This is a genomic window from Armatimonadota bacterium, assembly GCA_036504095.1.
In the GTDB taxonomy this organism is placed as follows: domain Bacteria; phylum Armatimonadota; class DTGP01; order JAKQQT01; family JAKQQT01; genus DASXUL01.
The window spans coordinates 163846-180469 of record DASXVS010000040.1; the positions used below are offsets into that span (position 1 = coordinate 163846).

Genomic DNA, 16624 nt, shown 5'->3' on the forward strand with positions numbered 1-16624 from the left:
GATACTCGGAACTGCCCGTTACTTCTTGCCGGCCTTCTTCTTTCCGGCCACTGTGCGCTTCGGACCCTTTCGGGTGCGAGCGTTCGTCTTCGTGCGCTGTCCGCGAACCGGAAGGCCGCGGCGATGGCGTATGCCACGGTAACAGCCGATCTCTTGCAGCCGGCGGATGCTCATCGCAACCTGACGGCGCAGATCTCCTTCAACGCGGTAATCGCGCTCCAGCACCTCACGGATCCGGGCGACTTCCGCCTCGGTGAGGTCCCGTACACGGGTATCGGGGTTCACGCTTGCCGCAACCACGATCTTCTGAGCGCTGGTTGGGCCGATTCCAAAAATGTATGTAAGCGCGATTTCCACCCGCTTGTCGCGGGGCAGGTCCACGCCAGCCAAACGAGCCATAGTCTCTCCTCAATCGATGAACGATGAGCAATGAATGAGGAACAGGGAATCCCGAGTACGGGATTCATCGTTCACCATTCATACTGCATCGTTTCGCATCATCCTTGCCGTTGCTTGTGCTTGGGGTTCTTCGCGCAGATGACGCGAACAACGCCTTCGCGCCGGATCACCTTGCACTTCTCGCACATCTTCTTTACGCTTGCTCTAACCTTCATATCCAGTGCCTTCCCGCCCCGAAATGCCTCCCCGTCTTCCCCGTTGAAGAGGGGTTGGGGTGAGGGGCCGTTATTCTACTTGTATCGCCACGTGATGCGGCCGCGGGTGAGGTCATACGGTGACAACTCCACGCGAACCCGGTCACCTGGCAGGATGCGCACCCAGTTCATCCGGATTTTTCCGGACACGTGGGCCAGCACGGTGATGCCGCTCTCCAGTTCCACACGGAACATGGCGTTGGGCAGCGTTTCCTGCACAACACCCTCAACCTCAATGGCTTCTTCCTTACCGGAAGTATCCGGACGTTCTTCGCGCGGCGTCGAGGGTCCGCGGCGGCCTCCGGGCTTCCGCCCTCCTCCGCCACCACGCCCACGGGCCGGTCCTCCGCCCCCTCTTCCTGGTATTCTGCCCATAAACCGTCCTTTTCCTGGGCGACCCGCGTCGCCGTCCGTCTGTTACGGACAAACCATTACAGTATAGCCGTTTTCGGCGTGCCGCGTTATGCGCTAGAGCGACTGGCCCTCTCGCAGCGTCAACACACGCACCCCACTCGGGGTAACCGCCAGAGTGTGCTCGAAGTGCGCGGACGGTTTCCCGTCCTGCGTCACGATCGTCCACTCGTCCGACAATGTGGCGATGTCCCGGCGGCCGGCGTTTATCATCGGCTCGATACAGAAGGTCATCCCGCGCTTGAGTGTAACGCCTGTACCGCTTTTGCCATAATTTGGCACCTCGGGCTCTTCGTGGAGATCCCGCCCGATGCCGTGCCCCACCATCTCACGCACCACGGAAAAGCCGTGACGCTCGCAATGCCTCTGAATGGCCCGGCCGATATCGCCCAGGTTCACTCCGGGGCGCACCATGCGCACGCCAAGCCACAATGCATCTTCCGTGACCTTCAGGAGCCGCCTGGCCTCGTCAGACACCTCGCCCACCGGCACGGTCAGAGCCGAATCCGCGTGATATCCGTTCAGGCAGGCGCCATAGTCCAGCCCGACCAGATCGCCTTCTCTCAGTGGGATCCGGTTCGGTATCCCGTGAATAACCTGCTCGTTCACGGAGGCGCAGATCGCCGCCGGAAATCCGCGGTAACCCAGGAACGACGCCGTGGCGCCCATTTCCGCCGCGATCCGCGTTGCGATGGCTTCCAGCTCCATCGTGGTGACCCCGGGCTTCGCGGCCCAGGCCATCTCCTGGAGTACACGGGCGACCACGCGGCCCGCTTTCGCGATCTTTTCCACCTCTTCATCCGTTTTAAGGATGATATGGACTGCTTGCCGAGTACGCCTGAACATACCAGATCAACCGGCCAGAACGGCCTGGATCCCCTCGAAAGTCTTCTCAACGCCTTCTGCGGCGTCAACAGCGCGCAGCTTGCCCTGCGCGGCGTAGTAATCCAGGAGCGGAGCTGTCTGCTTCTGATATACCTCCAGCCGCGTGCGAACCGTCTCTTCAGAGTCGTCCTTGCGCTGCATCAACGGCGAACCGCACGCATCACAGACGCCTTCCTTCAAGGGCGGCATGCTCACCGTGTGGTATGGCGCCCCACAGCCCGTGCACACCCGCCGGCCGGACAACCGGGCGATCAGAGCCTCCGGGTTTATCTCCAGATGCAGCACCAATTGCACGGGGCGCCCTTTGCGTTCCAGCAAAGCGTCAAGTGCCTGTGCCTGGTTGATCGTCCGCGGGTAGCCGTCGAATACCACTCCGCCACGGCCTTCCGGACGGTCCAGTTGATCCTCAACCATCGCGTTGATCAGATCGTCCGGCACGTACTGCCCGCTTTCCATCAGCGGCTTCGCCTTGGCGCCGAGGGGCGTGCCGTCCGCAACATTCTTGCGGAGTACATCGCCGGTGGACAGGTGAAGCCAGCCGTGCTGTTGAACGATAAGTTTGGCCTGCGTCCCCTTGCCGGAACCGGGCGCGCCCAGTAAAATCAGTTGCACAAAATTCTCCAGCATTCGGCATTCAGCATCCAGCATTCAGTCGATGTGTTCGCCCCTGAATGCTGGATGCCGGATGCTGGATGCCTCTACTTGATGAATCCCTCGTAGTGACGCATCATCAACTGCGCTTCGATGGCCTGCATTGTTTCCAACGCGACGCCAACGACGATGAGCAGCGAGGTTCCGCCGTAAAGGCTGAACGCGCCCGAGGGAATACGAAGGACAGCCGGCGCCAGGTACTGAACCAGGGCGATACCGGAAAGGAAGATGGCCCCGGCGAGTGTGATGCGCGTCATCACCCGGTCCAGATAGGCGGTGGTATCCTTCCCCGGCCTGATGCCCGGGATGAAGGCGTTCCACTTCTTCAGGTTGTCGCTCATCTCAGGGATGTTCATCATGACGGCCGTATAGAAATAGGTGAAGCCCATGATGACGATCGTGTAGACCAGACACGCCAGGATGCCCGTAACAGTGAGTCCCGGTTGCAGATCCCTCGCCACGGTTGCGAAGAACTCGCCCGCTTTACCCGGGGCAACGCCACCCAGCGTCGCCGGAAGCGCCAAGAGCGCCATGGCGAAGATGATGGGCATAACGCCGGAGGAATTGACTTTGAACGGGAGGAAAGTACTTCCGCCCGCCGTGACCTTGCCGCCCCCGACCACGCGCCGAGCGTGCTGCACGGGTACCTTGCGAACCGCCTGCACCATCGCCACCACGATCGCCGTCACCGCAACAAACGTCACCACAAGGGCGGCTATCTGAAGGATGCTCACGGTTCCACCAACGTACAACGCCCAGAGCTCTCCGAAGTTGCTGGGAAGGCGAACCATGATGTTGCCGAAGATGATGATGGAAACGCCGTTCCCGATGCCCTTTTCGGTGATGCTCTCACCCAGCCACAACAGGAAAGCCGTGCCTGCGGTGATAGCCAGTACGATCTGGAACATCTTGAGGTAGAGCATAAAGCCGGAGATGCCCACGAACAGTCCACCCTGGCTGCGCAGTGTTACGCACAGCAGCGTGCCCTGGAATATCGCCAGGGCGAGCGTGAGCATCCGCGTATACTTGTTGATCTCTTTGCGGCCGCTCTCGCCGCCTTCCTTCGCCATTTTCTCGAGGGAAGGAACGGCAACGGTGAGCAGTTGCATGACGATTGACGCGTTGATGTAAGGCAGGATGCCCATCGCCGTGACGCTGAAGTTCTTCAGGGCGCCGCCGCTGAACAAGTCCAGCAGGCCTAAAGCGCCCCTGAGCTTCCCGGTCAGCAGCGCATCCATCTCGCGGCCGGAAATTCCGGGCACGGGAACATGGATGGCCACAACCTGCAGAGCCAGGGCGAAGAGGACATACTGCATCCTCTTCCTGAGTTCAGGGATTTGCCACGCCGCTACAAAGGATTTGATCAACCCCACGTTAGATGACCTCCGCCGCCCCACCTGCGGCGCTCAACTTCTCGCTTGCGCTCTTGCTGAAGGCATGGGCCTGCACGGTCAGCGCCTTGGTAATGTCGCCATTGCCGAGGACCTTGACGAGCATCGCTTCGCGAACCAGGCCATTGTCCACCAGGGAATCAATGGTCACGACAGCGCCGGCCTCATACTTCTCTTCCAGAGCCGCCACGTTGACGACTGCATATTCGATCCGCCATTTATTGTTGAATCCGCGCTTGCGAGGCAAGCGGCGATGCAACGGCGTCTGGCCGCCTTCGAACCACGGCGCAATATTGGCGTATTTCTTCTGGCCCTTTTCGCCGCGGCCAGCCGTCCGGCCCTGGCCGGCGCTGATGCCACGGCCAACGCGTGTGCGTTTCTTCTTTGCGCCCGGAGCGGGCGCGAGTTCATGAAGGTTCATAATTTAGTCTTCGACCTCTTCCACCACAACCAGGTGGCGGATCTTGCGCACAGCACCGCGCACAGCCTGGCTGTCCGGAAGGATATTGCTGTGCTGCAACTTGCGCAGGCCGAGCGCTTCCGCAGTGGCGCGCTGGCTCTTTTCGTAACCGATGGGGCTCCGGGTGAGCGTAACTCTCAGCTTAGGCATTTTGAATCCTCCCAGCGGCGGCCGCCCGGACTTCGGGGCGAACGCTCAGGCTGTCCAGGCCAACGCCGCGGCGGGCCATCGTCTGCTCTACCGTCTGGAGTTGGGAGAGCGCTTTGATCGTTGCCCAGGCGTTGTTCACCGGGTTGTTTGAACCCAGCGACTTGGCCAGGACGTCTTTCACGCCCGCGGCTTCCAGGATGGCGCGGACGGCGCCGCCCGCCACCACGCCCGTACCGGGCGCGGCAGGCTTGAGCATCACGCGGCTGGCGCCGAAGTCCACGGTGATTTCGTGCGGCAGGGTTGTCCCAACCATCGGCACGACCATCAGGGCTTTCTTGGCGGTCTCAACTCCCTTGCGGATAGCGTCCGGGATCGAGAGCGCCTTGCCGAGGCCGACGCCCACGCTGCCGTTCTTGTCGCCGACGACGATCAATACGCTCCAGGAGAGGGTGCGGCCGCCCTTGTGTGTCTTCTGCACCTTGTTGGTGCGGATGATACGCTCTTCAAGGCCCGACTCGTTCGTCTGCTGCTGCGGCCGGCGTTCTCTATTTTGACTAGGTCTCATTGGTCTTTCGTTCCGTTCTCGTGTGGGCGCATGGCCCTCCGGGTTAGTGGTACTAGCACTTCAGCCCGGCTTCACGGGCGGCGTCTGCCAGAGCGGCGACGCGACCGTGGTAGAGATAGCCGGCGCGGTCAAACACCGCAACCTCAATTCCCTTTTCACCGGCGCGCTTCGCCAGCAGGGCTCCCACCTTCTTCGCTGCTTCCACGGTGCCGCCATTGCCCTTCAGATCTTCGCGAAGGGCCTTCTCGACGGACCCGGCGGCCGTGATGGTGGTGCCGGTGCTGTCATCGACCAACTGCGCATAGATATGCACGTTGCTCCGGAACACGCACAGGCGGGGCTTGGCGGGCGTGCCGCTCACGTTCTTGCGCACCCGCATATGGCGTTGGGCGCGCGCTTCGCGTCTCGTCTTTGCCATGTTACTTCTTGCCCTTTCCGCCGCCGGCCTTGCCAGCCTTGCCGGCTTTGCGCCGGATAACTTCGCCGCGGTAGCGAATGCCTTTACCCTTGTAGGGCTCCGGCTTCTTCAGGCCGCGAATCTCCGCTGCCTGCTGCCCCACCAATTGCTTGTCGATACCGCTGATGAGAATGAATGGCGAGCGCGTGTTGGTGTCCATTCCGACTTCGAATGAGATGCCCGGCCGGGGCTCAACGATGACGGGGTGGGAAAACCCCAGAGCGAGTTGCAGCGTTGGCCCCTGCAATGTCGCACGATAGCCGACACCGCTGATATCGAGGTGTTTCGAAAATCCATCGGTCACGCCCTTCACCATATTGGCGATGAGCGTCCGGATGAGGCCGTGCTGGGCCCGGGCTTCCGTGGATTCAACCGTGCGGGCAACGGTAACGACACCGTTTTCCACTTTTACGTTCAATACGGCCGGTATCGGCTGGCTGAGGGAACCCTTCGGCCCCTTCACCGCCACGATACCGTCCTGTTGTGTAATCTCAACGCCCGACGGGAGGGCGATGGGCTGTTTGCCGATTCGAGACATATATTACCCCTGTCCTGTGATTAGGCCGGTGGCCTTTTTCCAGGACGACTGTCCGGCGGTTCCCCGCGTGGGCCTGCCAGACGACAAATGCTCCGACATCCTGAGGAGGCGTCGGAGCCTCACCATTATAGCGCGTATGCGTTCGTAGTATCGAGTTCCGCGTTCCGTGTTTCGAGTTCCTGGTTTCGAAACTCGAAACTCGGAACCAGGAACTCTACCCCGTCAGCACACCGTGCACAGCACCTCGCCGCCGATACCCAGCTGGCGGGCGCGCCGATCCGTCATCACGCCCTGGGACGTGGTGAGGATGGCGATGCCCATGCCGCCCTGAACGCGCGGCACGAGCGCGGAACTCTTGTACACCCGGAGACCGGGCTTCGAGATGCGCTTTATCTCGCGAATGGCCTTGGTGCGGCGCGGGCCGTACTTCAGCGTGACCTTCAGGCGGGGATGCCCGTCCACGGTCACGGCCTCAAAGCCGCTGATATAGCCTTCCTGCTCCAGAATGCGCAGGATCTCCGTCTTCAGTTTCGACGAAGGGAGTTCTACCGTATCCTTGTTGGCATGGAAGCCGTTTCGGATGCGGGTCAGCAAATCTGCAATCGGATCTGTTACGTTCATGTTCCTCTGTGAATTCCTCCCGCGGTCTCGGCTGCACAGCCGACGCGACGGGCGTTCTAGTTCCGAGTTCCGAGTTCCTGGTTCCGAAACTCGGAACTCGGAACCAGGAACTCGAAACGTGATTCTACCAACTGCTCTTCGTGATGCCGGGCAGCTGGGCTGAGCACGCCAGTTCGCGGAAGCAGATGCGGCAAATGCCGAACTTCTTGAACACGCCGCGAGGGCGGCCGCAACGGCGGCAACGCGTGTAGGCCTGCACTTTGAATTTGCTGGGCCTCTTGCACTTTTCGATCAGTGATCTCTTAGCCATGAGCGGCTTCTTTCTCCTTCTTTCGGTCCGCCACAATCTGAGGAATCAGGTGGGCAGGAACTTCTTCATAATGTGAAAACTTGGTGCTGAACCGACCGCGGCCTCGGGTGATGCTGCGAAGGTCCACTGCGTAACGCGTCATCTCCGGTTGCGGGACTTCAGCCCGGACAACCTGCATTCCGTCGCCTATCGGCTCCATCCCTAGCACGCGTCCGCGCTTGCCGTTGAGGTCGCTGATGATATCTCCGGTCTGCGCCTCCGGTACGATAATCTCCGCTTCCACCACGGGCTCCAGCAGCACCGGCTGCGCCTTCTGGATGCCTTCCTTGAACGCCAGGCCGCCGGCGATCTTGAACGCGATCTCCGAGGAGTCCACCGGGTGGAACGAACCGTCCACAACCGTCGCCCGAACGTCCACCGTGGGATATCCCGCGATGACGCCGTCCGCCATCGCTTCCTCTACGCCCTTCTGGACGGCAGGGATGAAGTTGCGCGGGATGGCGCCGCCGACGATCTTGTCCACAAACTGCAGGCCTTCGCCGCGCCCCACCGGCTCGAACTCCACCACGCAATCCCCGAACTGCCCGCGGCCACCCGACTGCTTCTTGTGGCGGCCCTGGGCCCTCGCCTTGGATTTGATTGTTTCCCGATACGGAACCTTGGCCGGCTTCGTGTTGACGCCCACTCCAAACTTCCTCTTCAACCGGTCAACAACGATGTCCACATGGCTCTCCCCCATGCCGGCAACGATGGTTTCAGCGGTCTCCGCATCCCGGCGGATCGAGACGGTTGGGTCTTCTTCCGCCATTCGCTGGAGGGCGGGCCCCAATTTGTCTTCGTCGGCCTTGGTCTGCGCGAAAACGGCCACTTCATACACCGGCGTCGGAAACACCATCTCATCGAAAACGATTTTCTTGCTCGCGTCGCAGAGCGTGTCGCCCGTGGACGTGACGGCCATCTTGGCAACCGCCGCGATGTCGCCCGCCCGAACCTCACTGGCCTGTTCCTGTGTCTTGCCGTGCAGGAAGAAGACGCTGCCCACGCGTTCATCGCGCGCCTGCGTTGCGTTCCACAGATGAGAGTCCGGTTTTACGACCCCGCTCATGACGCGGAAATACGTCAGTTTGCCGACATACGGGTCCGCGGTGGTCTTCCAGACGAGCGCCGAGGTCGACGGGTTGGTCAACTCGCGGTCCTCTTCCTCGCCGGTGTCCGGATTCTTCCCATGTTCGGTCGGCTGTTCGGCGGGGCTCGGCGCCAGAAGGACGATATCGTCCATCAGCGTCTTCACTCCGATGCCCTTCACCGCACTGCCGCAGAAAACCGGGGCCAGCGTACCGGCTTTGACGCCGAGGTGCAGGCCGTGGTCCATCTCTTCAATGGTCAACGGCTCCCCGTCCAGGTATTTCAGGATGAGCTCGTCATCGTTCTCGGCCGCCGCTTCCATCAGCGTATCGCGGTAAGTCGCCACCACTTCCTTCATATCGTCCGGAACCGGGACTTCTTCGAAGGCCGTGCCGTTCCAGACGCTCGCCGTCTCGTTGATCAGATCAACGGTGCCCTTAAAGCTTTCCTCGGCCCCAATCGGGAGTTCCACGGGAACTACCGTCTTGCCGTATTTGCCGCGCAGCTCTTCCACTATCCGGTAGAAGTCCGCGTTTTCACGGTCCATGCGATTCACGAAAATCAGTCGGACCACATTGTTCTTCTTCGCCATATCCCAGGCGACTTCCGCGCCGACTTCCAGCCCGCTGTTGGCATTCATCACGATGAGCGCTGCATCGGCGACCCTTAGAGCCCCCTGCACCTCACCAACAAAATCGAGGTAACCCGGGACGTCGATAGCGTTTACTTTCGTGCCGTTCCACTCGAAGGGGGCAAGGGCGGCGCTGATGCTCATCTGCCGCTTTACTTCGTCCGGATCGAAATCCGTCGTAGCCGTTCCGTCTTCTACTTTGCCAAGGCGGTCTTTGGCCCCGGCGGCGACCAGCATAGCCTCGGTGAGGGTGGTCTTTCCGCTGTGGCCGTGTCCCACAAGTGCGATATTACGTATATTGCAGGCGTCGTACTGTTTCATCACGTTCCCTATCTAAGAAACGAACAAGGTACTTTGAAGCGGAGCCGGCGGATTCACCGGCGTGTCCGGGCGCGGTGATAAACCGCGCCCGGTGAGATGAATCTATTTCTTGGCCAGCGGCATTCCCAGTTTGCGAAGCAGGCTGGCGGCCTCTTCGTCATTGCGAGCCGTGGTCTGGATGATGATGTCCATGCCGCGCACCTGGTCCACCCGGTCGTACTCGATCTCGGGGAAGGTCAACTGCTCCTTCATGCCGAAGGAGAAGTTCCCGCGCCCGTCAAATGAGTTCGGGTTCAGGCCCTGGAAGTCACGGACGCGCGCCAGGGTAACGTTGAACAGGCGGTCGATGAACTCGTAGGCCATATCGCCGCGAAGCGTCACCATGCAGCCGACTTTGGCGCCGGCGCGGATCTTGAAGGCCGCGATGGACTTCTTAGTCTTGGTGATAACGGGCTTCTGGCCGGTGATCGCGGTCAGGTCCTTGATCGCGCCGTCCAGCAGTTTCGGTTCTCCGCCGGTCTGCCCCGCTCGGCCAACGCCCATGTTCACGACGACCTTGTTGATCTTAGGCGCCATCATCACGTTGGCGTAGGAGAACTCCTTCATCAACGCGGGCACAATCTCTTTCTCGTATTTCTCTCGTAACCGTGACATATTTGCTCCTGCCGATTTCCGACCGGCTCAGGATGGGCGGAGGTCATCCGCCGTGGATTCGCCTTTCCGGGGCAGATCCCCGGCCAGGGCTTCTAATTCAGAGCGTGTCGCCCGTTGTGCGGTCGAACCGCACCCATTTGCCTTCAACCAGCTTGTGGCCGATTTTGGCGGGCTGGGCCTCTCCCTTAACGATGTGGTTAGGGTTGCACAGCATCACGTTGGAACGGTCGATGGCGGCCGGCATTTCATAGCGGCCTTCCTCGTGGGCTCCAACCTTCTGCTGGCGCGGCTTCTTGTGCTTGACCACCATATTGAGGTTCTCGACGACAACACGGTTTTCCCGAGGCTTCACCTCGAGCACTGCGCCACGCTTGCCCTTGTCCTTGCCGGCGATGATCAGAACGACATCGCCTTTCTTTATCTGCATCTTGCGCTGCGCGGTAAAATTGTCCGCGTACACAATGTTCTTCTTGCTTGACATATTGCTCTCCAGTTCCGAGTTCCGAGTTCCGCGTTCCGAGTTCCGAGTCTCGGAACCAGGAACTCGAAACTCGGGACTTACAGGACTTCCGGCGCCAGTGAAATGATCTTCATGAACTGCTTGTCGCGGAGTTCGCGGGCAACCGGTCCGAAGACGCGCGTTCCCCGCGGTTCGTTGGCGGCGTTGATCAGCACAGCCGCGTTATCGTCGAACCGAACGTAGCTGCCATCGGGGCGGCGGATCGTCTTGGCGGTGCGAACCACAACCGCTCGCACGACGTCGCCCTTCTTCACAGCGGCGCCAGGCGTAGCGGACTTGACGTTGCACACGATGACGTCGCCGACGAGACCGTAGCGGGCATTGCTGCCCTTAAGGACGCGGATGACGCGGACTGTCTTAGCGCCGCTGTTGTCGGCGACTTTCAATAACGTAAAATTCTGAACCATTGGTGTTCCTCAGTTTCGAGTTCCGTGTTCCGAGTTCCGAGTGGCTGTTCGCGATACTCGGAACCAGGAACTCGAAACTTCACTACTTGGCGCGTTCCACGACGCGAACAAGCCGCCACCGCTTTTCGCGGCTCAATGGGCGGGTTTCCATGATCTCGACGACATCGCCGACGCGAGCGTCGTTGGCCTCGTCGTGGACCTTGAACTTGTTGCTGCGCTTCAGCGTCTTGCCATAAAGGCGATGGCGGATAAGGTTTTCAATGGCAACTACGATGGTTTTGTCCATCCTGTCGCTGACAACCTTGCCGATACGCACTTTGCGGCTGGCGCGCTCTTCAGCGGCCTTGGGTGTGGTTTCCGTCATTTATTTAGCGGCTCCCGCCCGCTCTGCCTCGGTGATGAGTGTCAGACAGCGAGCAACGTCTTTCTTGAGCGTCCGCATAAGCCGCGCATTCGGCACCTGGCCCATCGCGGACTTGGAGCGCAATTCATACATGTCCTTGTAATTCGCATGTATCTGCTTTTTCAGTTCCGCCACGTTCTTCAGGCGAAGTTCAGATGCTTTCATTTTCAGTCATCTCCTCTTTCGCGCGAACCAGGAAGCGGGTATTGATGGGCAGTTTGTGCGACGCGAGGCGCATGGCTTCCTTAGCCATTTCCTCCGGAACGCCGGCCATCTCGAACATAATGCGGCCAGGCTTGACAACGGCCACCCAACCTTCGGGCGCGCCCTTGCCGGAACCCATGCGGGTTTCCGCCGGCTTCTTGGTGAACGGCTTGTCCGGGAAGATCCGAATCCAGATCTTGCCGCCGCGCTTTACGTGGCGTGTCATCGCGATACGAGCAGCCTCAATCTGGTTGTTCGTAACCCACGACGGCTCCAGAGCCTGAAGCGCGAACTCGCCGAAGGCGATATCCGATCCACCCTTGGCGGCGTTCCACATGCGACCGCGATGCTGCTTGCGGTGCTTAACCTTCTTGGGCATTAACAACTCGGACTCTCCTCCTCTCACCGCGTTCATTCACGCGTTCGCGGCGCGGCCCGCGATCACGGTCTCGGCCGGCGTGATCGAAACCGGATTCCGGTCGAGAGCCCGCCCGCTGCTTGTCAAGAATGTCGCCCTTGTAGATCCAGACCTTGATGCCGATGTGGCCGTAGGTCGTCAGGGCTTCGCAGAAACCGTAGTCGATATCGGCGCGGATGGTGTGCAGCGGGATTTTGCCGTCCTTGTTGCACTCCACGCGGGCCATTTCTGAACCGGCCAGCCGGCCGCTGCAGATGATCTTCATGCCCTTGGCGCCGATCTTCATCGTCCGCTGCATGCTCTGGCGCATCGCGCGCTTGTAAGCGATGCGCTTTTCGATCTGCTGCGCGATGCTTTCCGCCACCAGTTGCGCTTCCATCTCGGGCACGCGGATTTCCACCACGTTGATGGTGGTCATTCCCGGCTTGTTGATGAACCGCTCAACGTCAGCGCGAAGATCGTCGATGCCCTTGCCGCCGCGGCCGATGATGATTCCGGGTTTCGCGGTGTGGATATTGACCTTCATTTTGCCGGCGAACCGCTCGATCTCAATGCGGGCGATTCCGGCCTGGTACAGCTTGGATTTCAGCCAGCCGCGCAGTTTCAGGTCTTCCTCAAGCAAATCGGCGTAGTTCTTGTTGTTGGCGTACCATTTGCTGAGGTGATCCTTATTGATGCCGACGCGGAAGCCGATCGGATTTACTTTTTGTCCCATAGTTATCTCCCCGCCGAAGCGTCGGCCACCACGACCGTGATGTGGCTTAAGAACTTCAGGATCGGACGTGCGCGACCCATCGGGCCCGGCTTGAAGCGCTTCATCACCGCGGCTTTGTCCGCGTAGCACTCGCAAATGACCAGTTCCTCGGGTCCCGCGCCCCAACCGTTCTCGGCGTTCGCGGCCGCGCTCTTAACCACCTTGAAGATGTCTTCGGCGGCAAAGTTCGGCGTAAACTTGAGGATGGCCAGAGCCTGATCCACTTTCTTGCCGCGAACCAGTTCCAGCACGTGCCGGACCTTCAGCGGCGTTCGGCGGATGTTCTTCGCCACCGCGGCGGCCTCGGCGACCACCACGACTGTCGGCTCTTTGTCGAATTCGGCCTTCAGAGCTTCCGACAGGCGAGCCTTCACGTCATCGGTAAACGCCGTCGGCTTGACGGTATAAAGCGTGAATACGCGCTGTTTACCCTTGCCGCCAATCTCGTACCGCCGCACGGGCAGTTTCTTGAATGCGGCCATTTGCAGGACCTTGCGGACCTGCCCCTTCTCTTGTTGCGGGTTCCGGCCCACGCGCGCTGGGGCCGCCCCGGAGTTGTTCGTATCTGTCATAGGTTCTTCTCCGCAGACCTAACGCACGCGGCTGGCCTTCTCCGTACGCCCGGCGTGTCCCTTGAACGTACGTGTGAGGGCGAATTCCCCCAATTTATGCCCAACCATATTCTCAGTAACAAACACAGGCACGTGCTTGCGGCCATCGTACACCGCGATGGTGTGTCCCACCATTTGCGGGAAGATAGTCGAGCGCCGCGACCAGGTTTTGATGATCCGTTTTTCGTTATGGGCGTTCATCTTGTCTATGCGATCCAGCAATCGCTGCTCGGCATAGGGACCCTTTTTGATGCTTCTTGGCATTCATATTCTCCGGCGTCCAGCGCCCGCGCCCAGCCTCCGGTCAAACAACCGGCCGAAGGCTCAACGCAGACGACTGTCAGCCCTTCAATCCGCGGCGCTTCACGATAAGTTTGTCCGTCGCCTTGTTGTGGCGAGTCTTGGTACCGGTCTTCTTCCCGTATTTCGTCATCGGGGTCTTGCGTCCCACCGGCGATTTGCCCTCGCCACCACCGTGTGGATGGTCCCTCGGGTTCATCGCTACGCCTCGGTTGGCGGGTCGCTTGCCCATCAGGCGTACGCGTCCGGCTTTGCCGTGGCTGATATTCTCGTGCTCGGCATTGCCCACGCGGCCGATGGTGGCCATACACGCCGCCAATACAAGCCGCATTTCGCCGGAGGGCAGACGCAGCGTAGCGTACGCGCCTTCCTTGGCGACTAGCTGCACACTCGTGCCGGCGCTGCGGGCCATCGCGGCGCCGCGGCCGGGCGACAACTCAACGTTGTGCACGGTTGTGCCCACCGGGATGTTCTTCAGAGGAAGCGCATTCCCCGGCTTGATGTCGGCGCCATCGCCGCTCAGGACCACGTCACCGACCTTCAAGCCGGTTGGCGCGATGATGTAGCGCTTCTCGCCATCGGCGTAGAACAGAAGGGCGATTCGCGCGGACCGGTTCGGATCGTATTCGATCGTCGCGACCTTGGCCGGAACACCGGCCTTCTCGCGGCGGAAATCGATCACGCGGTACATATGCTTGTTGCCGCCACCCTGGTGCCGCATCGTCATGCGGCCCTGGTTGTTGCGCCCACCCGATCTCTTGATCGGGCGAAGGAGCGACTTTTCAGGCGTGTTTGTTGTGACTTCGCTGTAGTCCGGCAGCACGGCGAACCGGCGGCCCGGGGAAGTCGGCTTTTTCTGTTGCAGTGGCATGGTTAGACTCCCTCCACCAGTTCGATCTTCTGACCGGGAACGAGCGTAACGTATGCCTTCTTCCACGCGGGCTGGCGGCCGGGACGGCCCTTGCCCACGCGGCGGATCTCGCCACGAACGTTCAGCGTGTTGACGGATTCAACCTGCACGCTGTAGATGCTCTCGATGGCCTGGCGGATTTGAATCTTGTTCGCATCCTTGGCCACCCGGAAAGTGTACTTGCCTTCGTGCTGAAGGTCCACGGCCTTTTCGGTGATCAGCGGCCGTTCGATGATTGTATACGGGTCTCTCATTTTGCGTAGACCTCCCCAATGGTCTCGATGGCCGCCTTTGTGGCAACGATGGCGTTGGCATTCAGCAGGTCGTAAACGCTCAAGTCGTCCGACAACGCGAAGTCGATCACGTTCGGCAGGTTCCGCAGGCTGCGGAACGTCGGGTCAAACGCCTCGCTCAGTACGAACTCGTCGTCGAACACGAAGAGCACTTTCCCCACAGCGTTGATGCTGTTCAGGAGGGCGATCATGTCCTTCGTCTTGCCGCTTGGCACGGCCAGACTGTCCACGACCCGGAGCGTAGTCTCAACACGGTTGCTGAGGACCCCGCGAATCGCCTTCTCGTGCATCTTCCGGTTCAGCTTCACGCTGTGATCGCGCGGAACCGGGCCGAAGGTCACGCCGCCGTGGCGCCAATGGGGAGCGCGGGTGCTGCCCTGACGTGCGCGGCCGGTGCCCTTCTGGCGCCAGGGCTTTCGGCCGCCGCCGGACACTTCTGCGCGGGTCTTGGCCTTGTGCGTGCCGCTTCGCCACGACGCCTGCTCCGCGATCACGGCCTGGTGCACGAGAGCCGTGCTGGCGGTGGTCGCGAACACGCCGTCGCTAACCTCAAGGTCGCCGGCCGGCTGGCCGGATTGGTTCAAAACTTTAATAGTTGCCATGTTACTTCGCCTCCCGCACGGAAACTACTCCGCCGCGCGGGCCGGGAACGGCCCCTTTGATCAGCAGGAGGTTGCGATCCGCGTCCACACGGGCAATGGTCAGGCGCTTGGCCGTCACTGTTTCGTGCCCCATATGGCCCGGCTTGCCCGAGTTCTTGAACACGTGCGCGGCATCCGTGGCGCCGCCGGACTGCGGCTTGCGGTGAATCATCGAGCCGTGTGTCATATCGCCGCCGTGCCAGTGGTACCGCTTCACGACACCCTGGAACCCCTTGCCCTTGCTCGTGCCGGTAACGTCCACCTTCTCGCCGGCCTCGAAGATCGTGGCGGGGAGCGACGCGCCGATTTCAGCGTCCGTTGCGCCACGTATTTCCTTCAGATGGCGAAGCGGCGGGATGTTGTTCTTCGCCAGGTGCTCCCGCTCCGGCTTCGTGAGCCGCTTGGGATGCACTTCCTCATAGCCGACCTGGTAAGCGTCGTACTTGTCCTTACCGTCGGCGCTCTTCTTCATCGTCACCCGGCAGGATCCCGTGTCTACCACAGTGACGGGGATCACGCGACCATCGGCTTCGATGATCTGCGTCATTCCCAGCTTTTTACCCAAAATCATTCGGGGCATTGGTTTCATTCCTCAGCCCATACGGGCTGGTCTGCGTTTCCGGGGAAACGTACCCTGCAAGTCATGGCAGCCGGATTGGCTGCGTTTTTTGAAGATTGAAGATGGATGATGGAAGATGGACCTTGCGCGCAGGTGGATACCTGGCCTACGTCCTACCTCCCAACCCCTGTCTCCTCGTCTACAACTTGATCTCGATGTCCACGCCGCTCGGGAGGTCGAGGCGCATCAACGCATCGATGGTCTTCGGAGACGGGTCCAGAATATCGATCAACCGCTTATGTGTGCGCAGTTCGTAGTGCTCCATGGACTCTTTGTCGATGGTCGGACAGCGCTGCACACAATAAATGTTCTTTTCCACCGGGAGCGGCACGGGGCCTGAGAACCGGGCGCCGGTGCGCTTTGCTGTATCCACGATGCGCTCGGCGGATTGGTCGAGCACTTTGTGGTCAAAGGCTTTCAAACGGATTCGAACTTTGTCTTTCGCCATTAATGTTCCTTGCGGGGCTGAGAGCTGAAGGCCGACGACTGAGAAGTGATCCCCTCAGCCCACAGCCCTCAGCCCTGGCCTCTCTGTTAATCGGGCAGAACTTCGGAGACGACGCCGGCTCCAACCGTGCGGCCGCCTTCGCGAATCGCGAAGCGGAGACCGATCTCCATCGCGATCGGAACGATCAGTTCCGCCTTGATCGTCACGTTGTCACCGGGCATCACCATCTCCACGCCTTCGGGAAGGTCCATGTTGCCCGTTACGTCCGTTGTG

General features: G+C 60.6%; 29 protein-coding genes. All 29 read right to left on the bottom strand.

Going from position 1 to position 16624, the window contains the following annotated elements; translation table 11 throughout:
- Window positions 1-18: 18 nt before the first annotated feature.
- Entirely contained in the window at window positions 19-399 is a 381-nt protein-coding gene (gene rpsM, locus VGM51_07985) for a 30S ribosomal protein S13 (GenBank protein ID HEY3412981.1), read from the bottom strand.
- A gap of 98 nt (window positions 400-497) precedes the next feature.
- Window positions 498-614: a 50S ribosomal protein L36 gene (rpmJ, locus tag VGM51_07990; GenBank protein ID HEY3412982.1), complete on the bottom strand. Its 117-nt coding sequence runs from the start codon at window positions 612-614 to the stop codon at window positions 498-500.
- Window positions 615-689: 75 nt separating this feature from the next.
- Window positions 690-890: a translation initiation factor IF-1 gene (infA, locus tag VGM51_07995; protein HEY3412983.1), complete on the bottom strand. Its 201-nt coding sequence runs from the start codon at window positions 888-890 to the stop codon at window positions 690-692.
- A 231-nt stretch (window positions 891-1121) separates the two neighbouring features.
- On the bottom strand, window positions 1122-1910 hold the full coding sequence (gene map, locus VGM51_08000) for a type I methionyl aminopeptidase (GenBank protein ID HEY3412984.1): 789 nt from the start codon (window positions 1908-1910) through the stop codon (window positions 1122-1124).
- A 6-nt stretch (window positions 1911-1916) separates the two neighbouring features.
- On the bottom strand, window positions 1917-2561 hold the full coding sequence (locus VGM51_08005) for an adenylate kinase (GenBank protein HEY3412985.1): 645 nt from the start codon (window positions 2559-2561) through the stop codon (window positions 1917-1919).
- 86 nt (window positions 2562-2647) lie between these two features.
- A complete protein-coding gene (gene secY, locus VGM51_08010) occupies window positions 2648-3916 on the bottom strand; it encodes a preprotein translocase subunit SecY (GenBank protein HEY3412986.1) in 1269 nt (422 codons plus the stop codon).
- A 58-nt stretch (window positions 3917-3974) separates the two neighbouring features.
- Complete coding sequence (gene rplO / locus VGM51_08015; GenBank protein HEY3412987.1) at window positions 3975-4412, bottom strand: 50S ribosomal protein L15; 438 nt, start codon at window positions 4410-4412, stop codon at window positions 3975-3977.
- 3 nt (window positions 4413-4415) lie between these two features.
- Complete coding sequence (gene rpmD / locus VGM51_08020; GenBank protein ID HEY3412988.1) at window positions 4416-4601, bottom strand: 50S ribosomal protein L30; 186 nt, start codon at window positions 4599-4601, stop codon at window positions 4416-4418.
- Entirely contained in the window at window positions 4594-5166 is a 573-nt protein-coding gene (gene rpsE, locus VGM51_08025) for a 30S ribosomal protein S5 (protein HEY3412989.1), read from the bottom strand. Before rpsE ends, rpmD begins: the two co-directional genes overlap by 8 nt.
- A 52-nt stretch (window positions 5167-5218) precedes the next feature.
- Window positions 5219-5584 (bottom strand): 50S ribosomal protein L18, encoded by a 366-nt coding sequence (gene rplR / locus VGM51_08030; protein ID HEY3412990.1) that lies wholly within the window; start codon window positions 5582-5584, stop codon window positions 5219-5221.
- 1 nt (window position 5585) lies between these two features.
- Window positions 5586-6161, bottom strand: a complete 576-nt coding sequence (gene rplF, locus VGM51_08035; GenBank protein ID HEY3412991.1) for a 50S ribosomal protein L6 — start codon at window positions 6159-6161, stop codon at window positions 5586-5588.
- Window positions 6162-6383: 222 nt separating this feature from the next.
- Entirely contained in the window at window positions 6384-6782 is a 399-nt protein-coding gene (gene rpsH, locus VGM51_08040; GenBank protein HEY3412992.1) for a 30S ribosomal protein S8, read from the bottom strand.
- Between the two features lie 124 nt (window positions 6783-6906).
- Entirely contained in the window at window positions 6907-7092 is a 186-nt protein-coding gene (locus tag VGM51_08045; protein ID HEY3412993.1) for a type Z 30S ribosomal protein S14, read from the bottom strand.
- The gene (fusA, locus tag VGM51_08050; GenBank protein ID HEY3412994.1) at window positions 7085-9169 is read right to left on the bottom strand and encodes an elongation factor G; all 2085 of its coding nucleotides are present in this window, start codon (window positions 9167-9169) and stop codon (window positions 7085-7087) included. The genes VGM51_08045 and fusA overlap by 8 nt, the downstream gene beginning before the upstream one ends.
- A 102-nt stretch (window positions 9170-9271) precedes the next feature.
- On the bottom strand, window positions 9272-9823 hold the full coding sequence (gene rplE, locus VGM51_08055) for a 50S ribosomal protein L5 (GenBank protein ID HEY3412995.1): 552 nt from the start codon (window positions 9821-9823) through the stop codon (window positions 9272-9274).
- 97 nt (window positions 9824-9920) lie between these two features.
- Window positions 9921-10250, bottom strand: a complete 330-nt coding sequence (rplX, locus tag VGM51_08060; protein ID HEY3412996.1) for a 50S ribosomal protein L24 — start codon at window positions 10248-10250, stop codon at window positions 9921-9923.
- Window positions 10251-10381: 131 nt separating this feature from the next.
- A complete protein-coding gene (gene rplN, locus VGM51_08065; GenBank protein ID HEY3412997.1) occupies window positions 10382-10750 on the bottom strand; it encodes a 50S ribosomal protein L14 in 369 nt (122 codons plus the stop codon).
- Window positions 10751-10832: 82 nt separating this feature from the next.
- Window positions 10833-11114: a 30S ribosomal protein S17 gene (gene rpsQ, locus VGM51_08070; protein ID HEY3412998.1), complete on the bottom strand. Its 282-nt coding sequence runs from the start codon at window positions 11112-11114 to the stop codon at window positions 10833-10835.
- On the bottom strand, window positions 11115-11318 hold the full coding sequence (gene rpmC, locus VGM51_08075; GenBank protein ID HEY3412999.1) for a 50S ribosomal protein L29: 204 nt from the start codon (window positions 11316-11318) through the stop codon (window positions 11115-11117).
- Window positions 11305-11742 carry a 50S ribosomal protein L16 gene (gene rplP / locus VGM51_08080; GenBank protein HEY3413000.1) on the bottom strand — a complete coding sequence of 146 codons (438 nt, stop codon included), beginning with the start codon at window positions 11740-11742 and terminating at the stop codon, window positions 11305-11307. Before rplP ends, rpmC begins: the two co-directional genes overlap by 14 nt.
- Window positions 11720-12490 (bottom strand): 30S ribosomal protein S3, encoded by a 771-nt coding sequence (gene rpsC / locus VGM51_08085; GenBank protein HEY3413001.1) that lies wholly within the window; start codon window positions 12488-12490, stop codon window positions 11720-11722. Before rpsC ends, rplP begins: the two co-directional genes overlap by 23 nt.
- 2 nt (window positions 12491-12492) lie before the next feature.
- Window positions 12493-12846, bottom strand: coding sequence for a 50S ribosomal protein L22 (gene rplV, locus VGM51_08090; GenBank protein HEY3413002.1), 354 nt, complete (start codon window positions 12844-12846; stop codon window positions 12493-12495).
- A 273-nt stretch (window positions 12847-13119) separates the two neighbouring features.
- Window positions 13120-13404, bottom strand: a complete 285-nt coding sequence (gene rpsS, locus VGM51_08095) for a 30S ribosomal protein S19 (protein HEY3413003.1) — start codon at window positions 13402-13404, stop codon at window positions 13120-13122.
- Window positions 13405-13480: 76 nt separating this feature from the next.
- Window positions 13481-14311 carry a 50S ribosomal protein L2 gene (rplB, locus tag VGM51_08100; GenBank protein ID HEY3413004.1) on the bottom strand — a complete coding sequence of 277 codons (831 nt, stop codon included), beginning with the start codon at window positions 14309-14311 and terminating at the stop codon, window positions 13481-13483.
- A 2-nt stretch (window positions 14312-14313) separates the two neighbouring features.
- Complete coding sequence (rplW, locus tag VGM51_08105) at window positions 14314-14604, bottom strand: 50S ribosomal protein L23 (protein ID HEY3413005.1); 291 nt, start codon at window positions 14602-14604, stop codon at window positions 14314-14316.
- Complete coding sequence (gene rplD, locus VGM51_08110) at window positions 14601-15245, bottom strand: 50S ribosomal protein L4 (protein ID HEY3413006.1); 645 nt, start codon at window positions 15243-15245, stop codon at window positions 14601-14603. Before rplD ends, rplW begins: the two co-directional genes overlap by 4 nt.
- Window position 15246: 1 nt before the next feature.
- Window positions 15247-15864, bottom strand: coding sequence for a 50S ribosomal protein L3 (gene rplC, locus VGM51_08115; GenBank protein HEY3413007.1), 618 nt, complete (start codon window positions 15862-15864; stop codon window positions 15247-15249).
- 178 nt (window positions 15865-16042) lie between these two features.
- Window positions 16043-16351 (bottom strand): 30S ribosomal protein S10, encoded by a 309-nt coding sequence (gene rpsJ, locus VGM51_08120; protein ID HEY3413008.1) that lies wholly within the window; start codon window positions 16349-16351, stop codon window positions 16043-16045.
- Window positions 16352-16437: 86 nt separating this feature from the next.
- On the bottom strand, window positions 16438-16624 hold a 187-nt coding region (gene tuf / locus VGM51_08125; protein ID HEY3413009.1), incomplete at its 5' end, for an elongation factor Tu.

Excerpts from the sequence above, each read along its gene's own strand:
- rplN (HEY3412997.1), bottom strand. The coding sequence starts at position 10,750 with ATGGTTCAGAATTTTACGTTATTGAAAGTCGCCGACAACAGCGGCGCT.
- rpsE (HEY3412989.1), bottom strand. The coding sequence starts at position 5,166 with ATGAGACCTAGTCAAAATAGAGAACGCCGGCCGCAGCAGCAGACGAAC.
- rpsH (HEY3412992.1), bottom strand. The coding sequence starts at position 6,782 with ATGAACGTAACAGATCCGATTGCAGATTTGCTGACCCGCATCCGAAAC.
- rplF (HEY3412991.1), bottom strand. The coding sequence starts at position 6,161 with ATGTCTCGAATCGGCAAACAGCCCATCGCCCTCCCGTCGGGCGTTGAG.
- rpmC (HEY3412999.1), bottom strand. The coding sequence starts at position 11,318 with ATGAAAGCATCTGAACTTCGCCTGAAGAACGTGGCGGAACTGAAAAAG.
- rplR (HEY3412990.1), bottom strand. The coding sequence starts at position 5,584 with ATGGCAAAGACGAGACGCGAAGCGCGCGCCCAACGCCATATGCGGGTG.
- rplW (HEY3413005.1), bottom strand. The coding sequence starts at position 14,604 with ATGAGAGACCCGTATACAATCATCGAACGGCCGCTGATCACCGAAAAG.
- rplD (HEY3413006.1), bottom strand. The coding sequence starts at position 15,245 with ATGGCAACTATTAAAGTTTTGAACCAATCCGGCCAGCCGGCCGGCGAC.
- rplE (HEY3412995.1), bottom strand. The coding sequence starts at position 9,823 with ATGTCACGGTTACGAGAGAAATACGAGAAAGAGATTGTGCCCGCGTTG.
- rplX (HEY3412996.1), bottom strand. The coding sequence starts at position 10,250 with ATGCAGATAAAGAAAGGCGATGTCGTTCTGATCATCGCCGGCAAGGAC.
- rpmJ (HEY3412982.1), bottom strand. The coding sequence starts at position 614 with ATGAAGGTTAGAGCAAGCGTAAAGAAGATGTGCGAGAAGTGCAAGGTG.
- rplC (HEY3413007.1), bottom strand. The coding sequence starts at position 15,864 with ATGCCCCGAATGATTTTGGGTAAAAAGCTGGGAATGACGCAGATCATC.
- VGM51_08045 (HEY3412993.1), bottom strand. The coding sequence starts at position 7,092 with ATGGCTAAGAGATCACTGATCGAAAAGTGCAAGAGGCCCAGCAAATTC.
- rplO (HEY3412987.1), bottom strand. The coding sequence starts at position 4,412 with ATGAACCTTCATGAACTCGCGCCCGCTCCGGGCGCAAAGAAGAAACGC.
- rpsM (HEY3412981.1), bottom strand. The coding sequence starts at position 399 with ATGGCTCGTTTGGCTGGCGTGGACCTGCCCCGCGACAAGCGGGTGGAA.
- rpsS (HEY3413003.1), bottom strand. The coding sequence starts at position 13,404 with ATGCCAAGAAGCATCAAAAAGGGTCCCTATGCCGAGCAGCGATTGCTG.
- rpsJ (HEY3413008.1), bottom strand. The coding sequence starts at position 16,351 with ATGGCGAAAGACAAAGTTCGAATCCGTTTGAAAGCCTTTGACCACAAA.
- rplB (HEY3413004.1), bottom strand. The coding sequence starts at position 14,311 with ATGCCACTGCAACAGAAAAAGCCGACTTCCCCGGGCCGCCGGTTCGCC.
- fusA (HEY3412994.1), bottom strand. The coding sequence starts at position 9,169 with ATGAAACAGTACGACGCCTGCAATATACGTAATATCGCACTTGTGGGA.
- rpsQ (HEY3412998.1), bottom strand. The coding sequence starts at position 11,114 with ATGACGGAAACCACACCCAAGGCCGCTGAAGAGCGCGCCAGCCGCAAA.
- secY (HEY3412986.1), bottom strand. The coding sequence starts at position 3,916 with ATGCAGTATGTCCTCTTCGCCCTGGCTCTGCAGGTTGTGGCCATCCAT.
- rpmD (HEY3412988.1), bottom strand. The coding sequence starts at position 4,601 with ATGCCTAAGCTGAGAGTTACGCTCACCCGGAGCCCCATCGGTTACGAA.
- map (HEY3412984.1), bottom strand. The coding sequence starts at position 1,910 with ATGTTCAGGCGTACTCGGCAAGCAGTCCATATCATCCTTAAAACGGAT.
- rpsC (HEY3413001.1), bottom strand. The coding sequence starts at position 12,490 with ATGGGACAAAAAGTAAATCCGATCGGCTTCCGCGTCGGCATCAATAAG.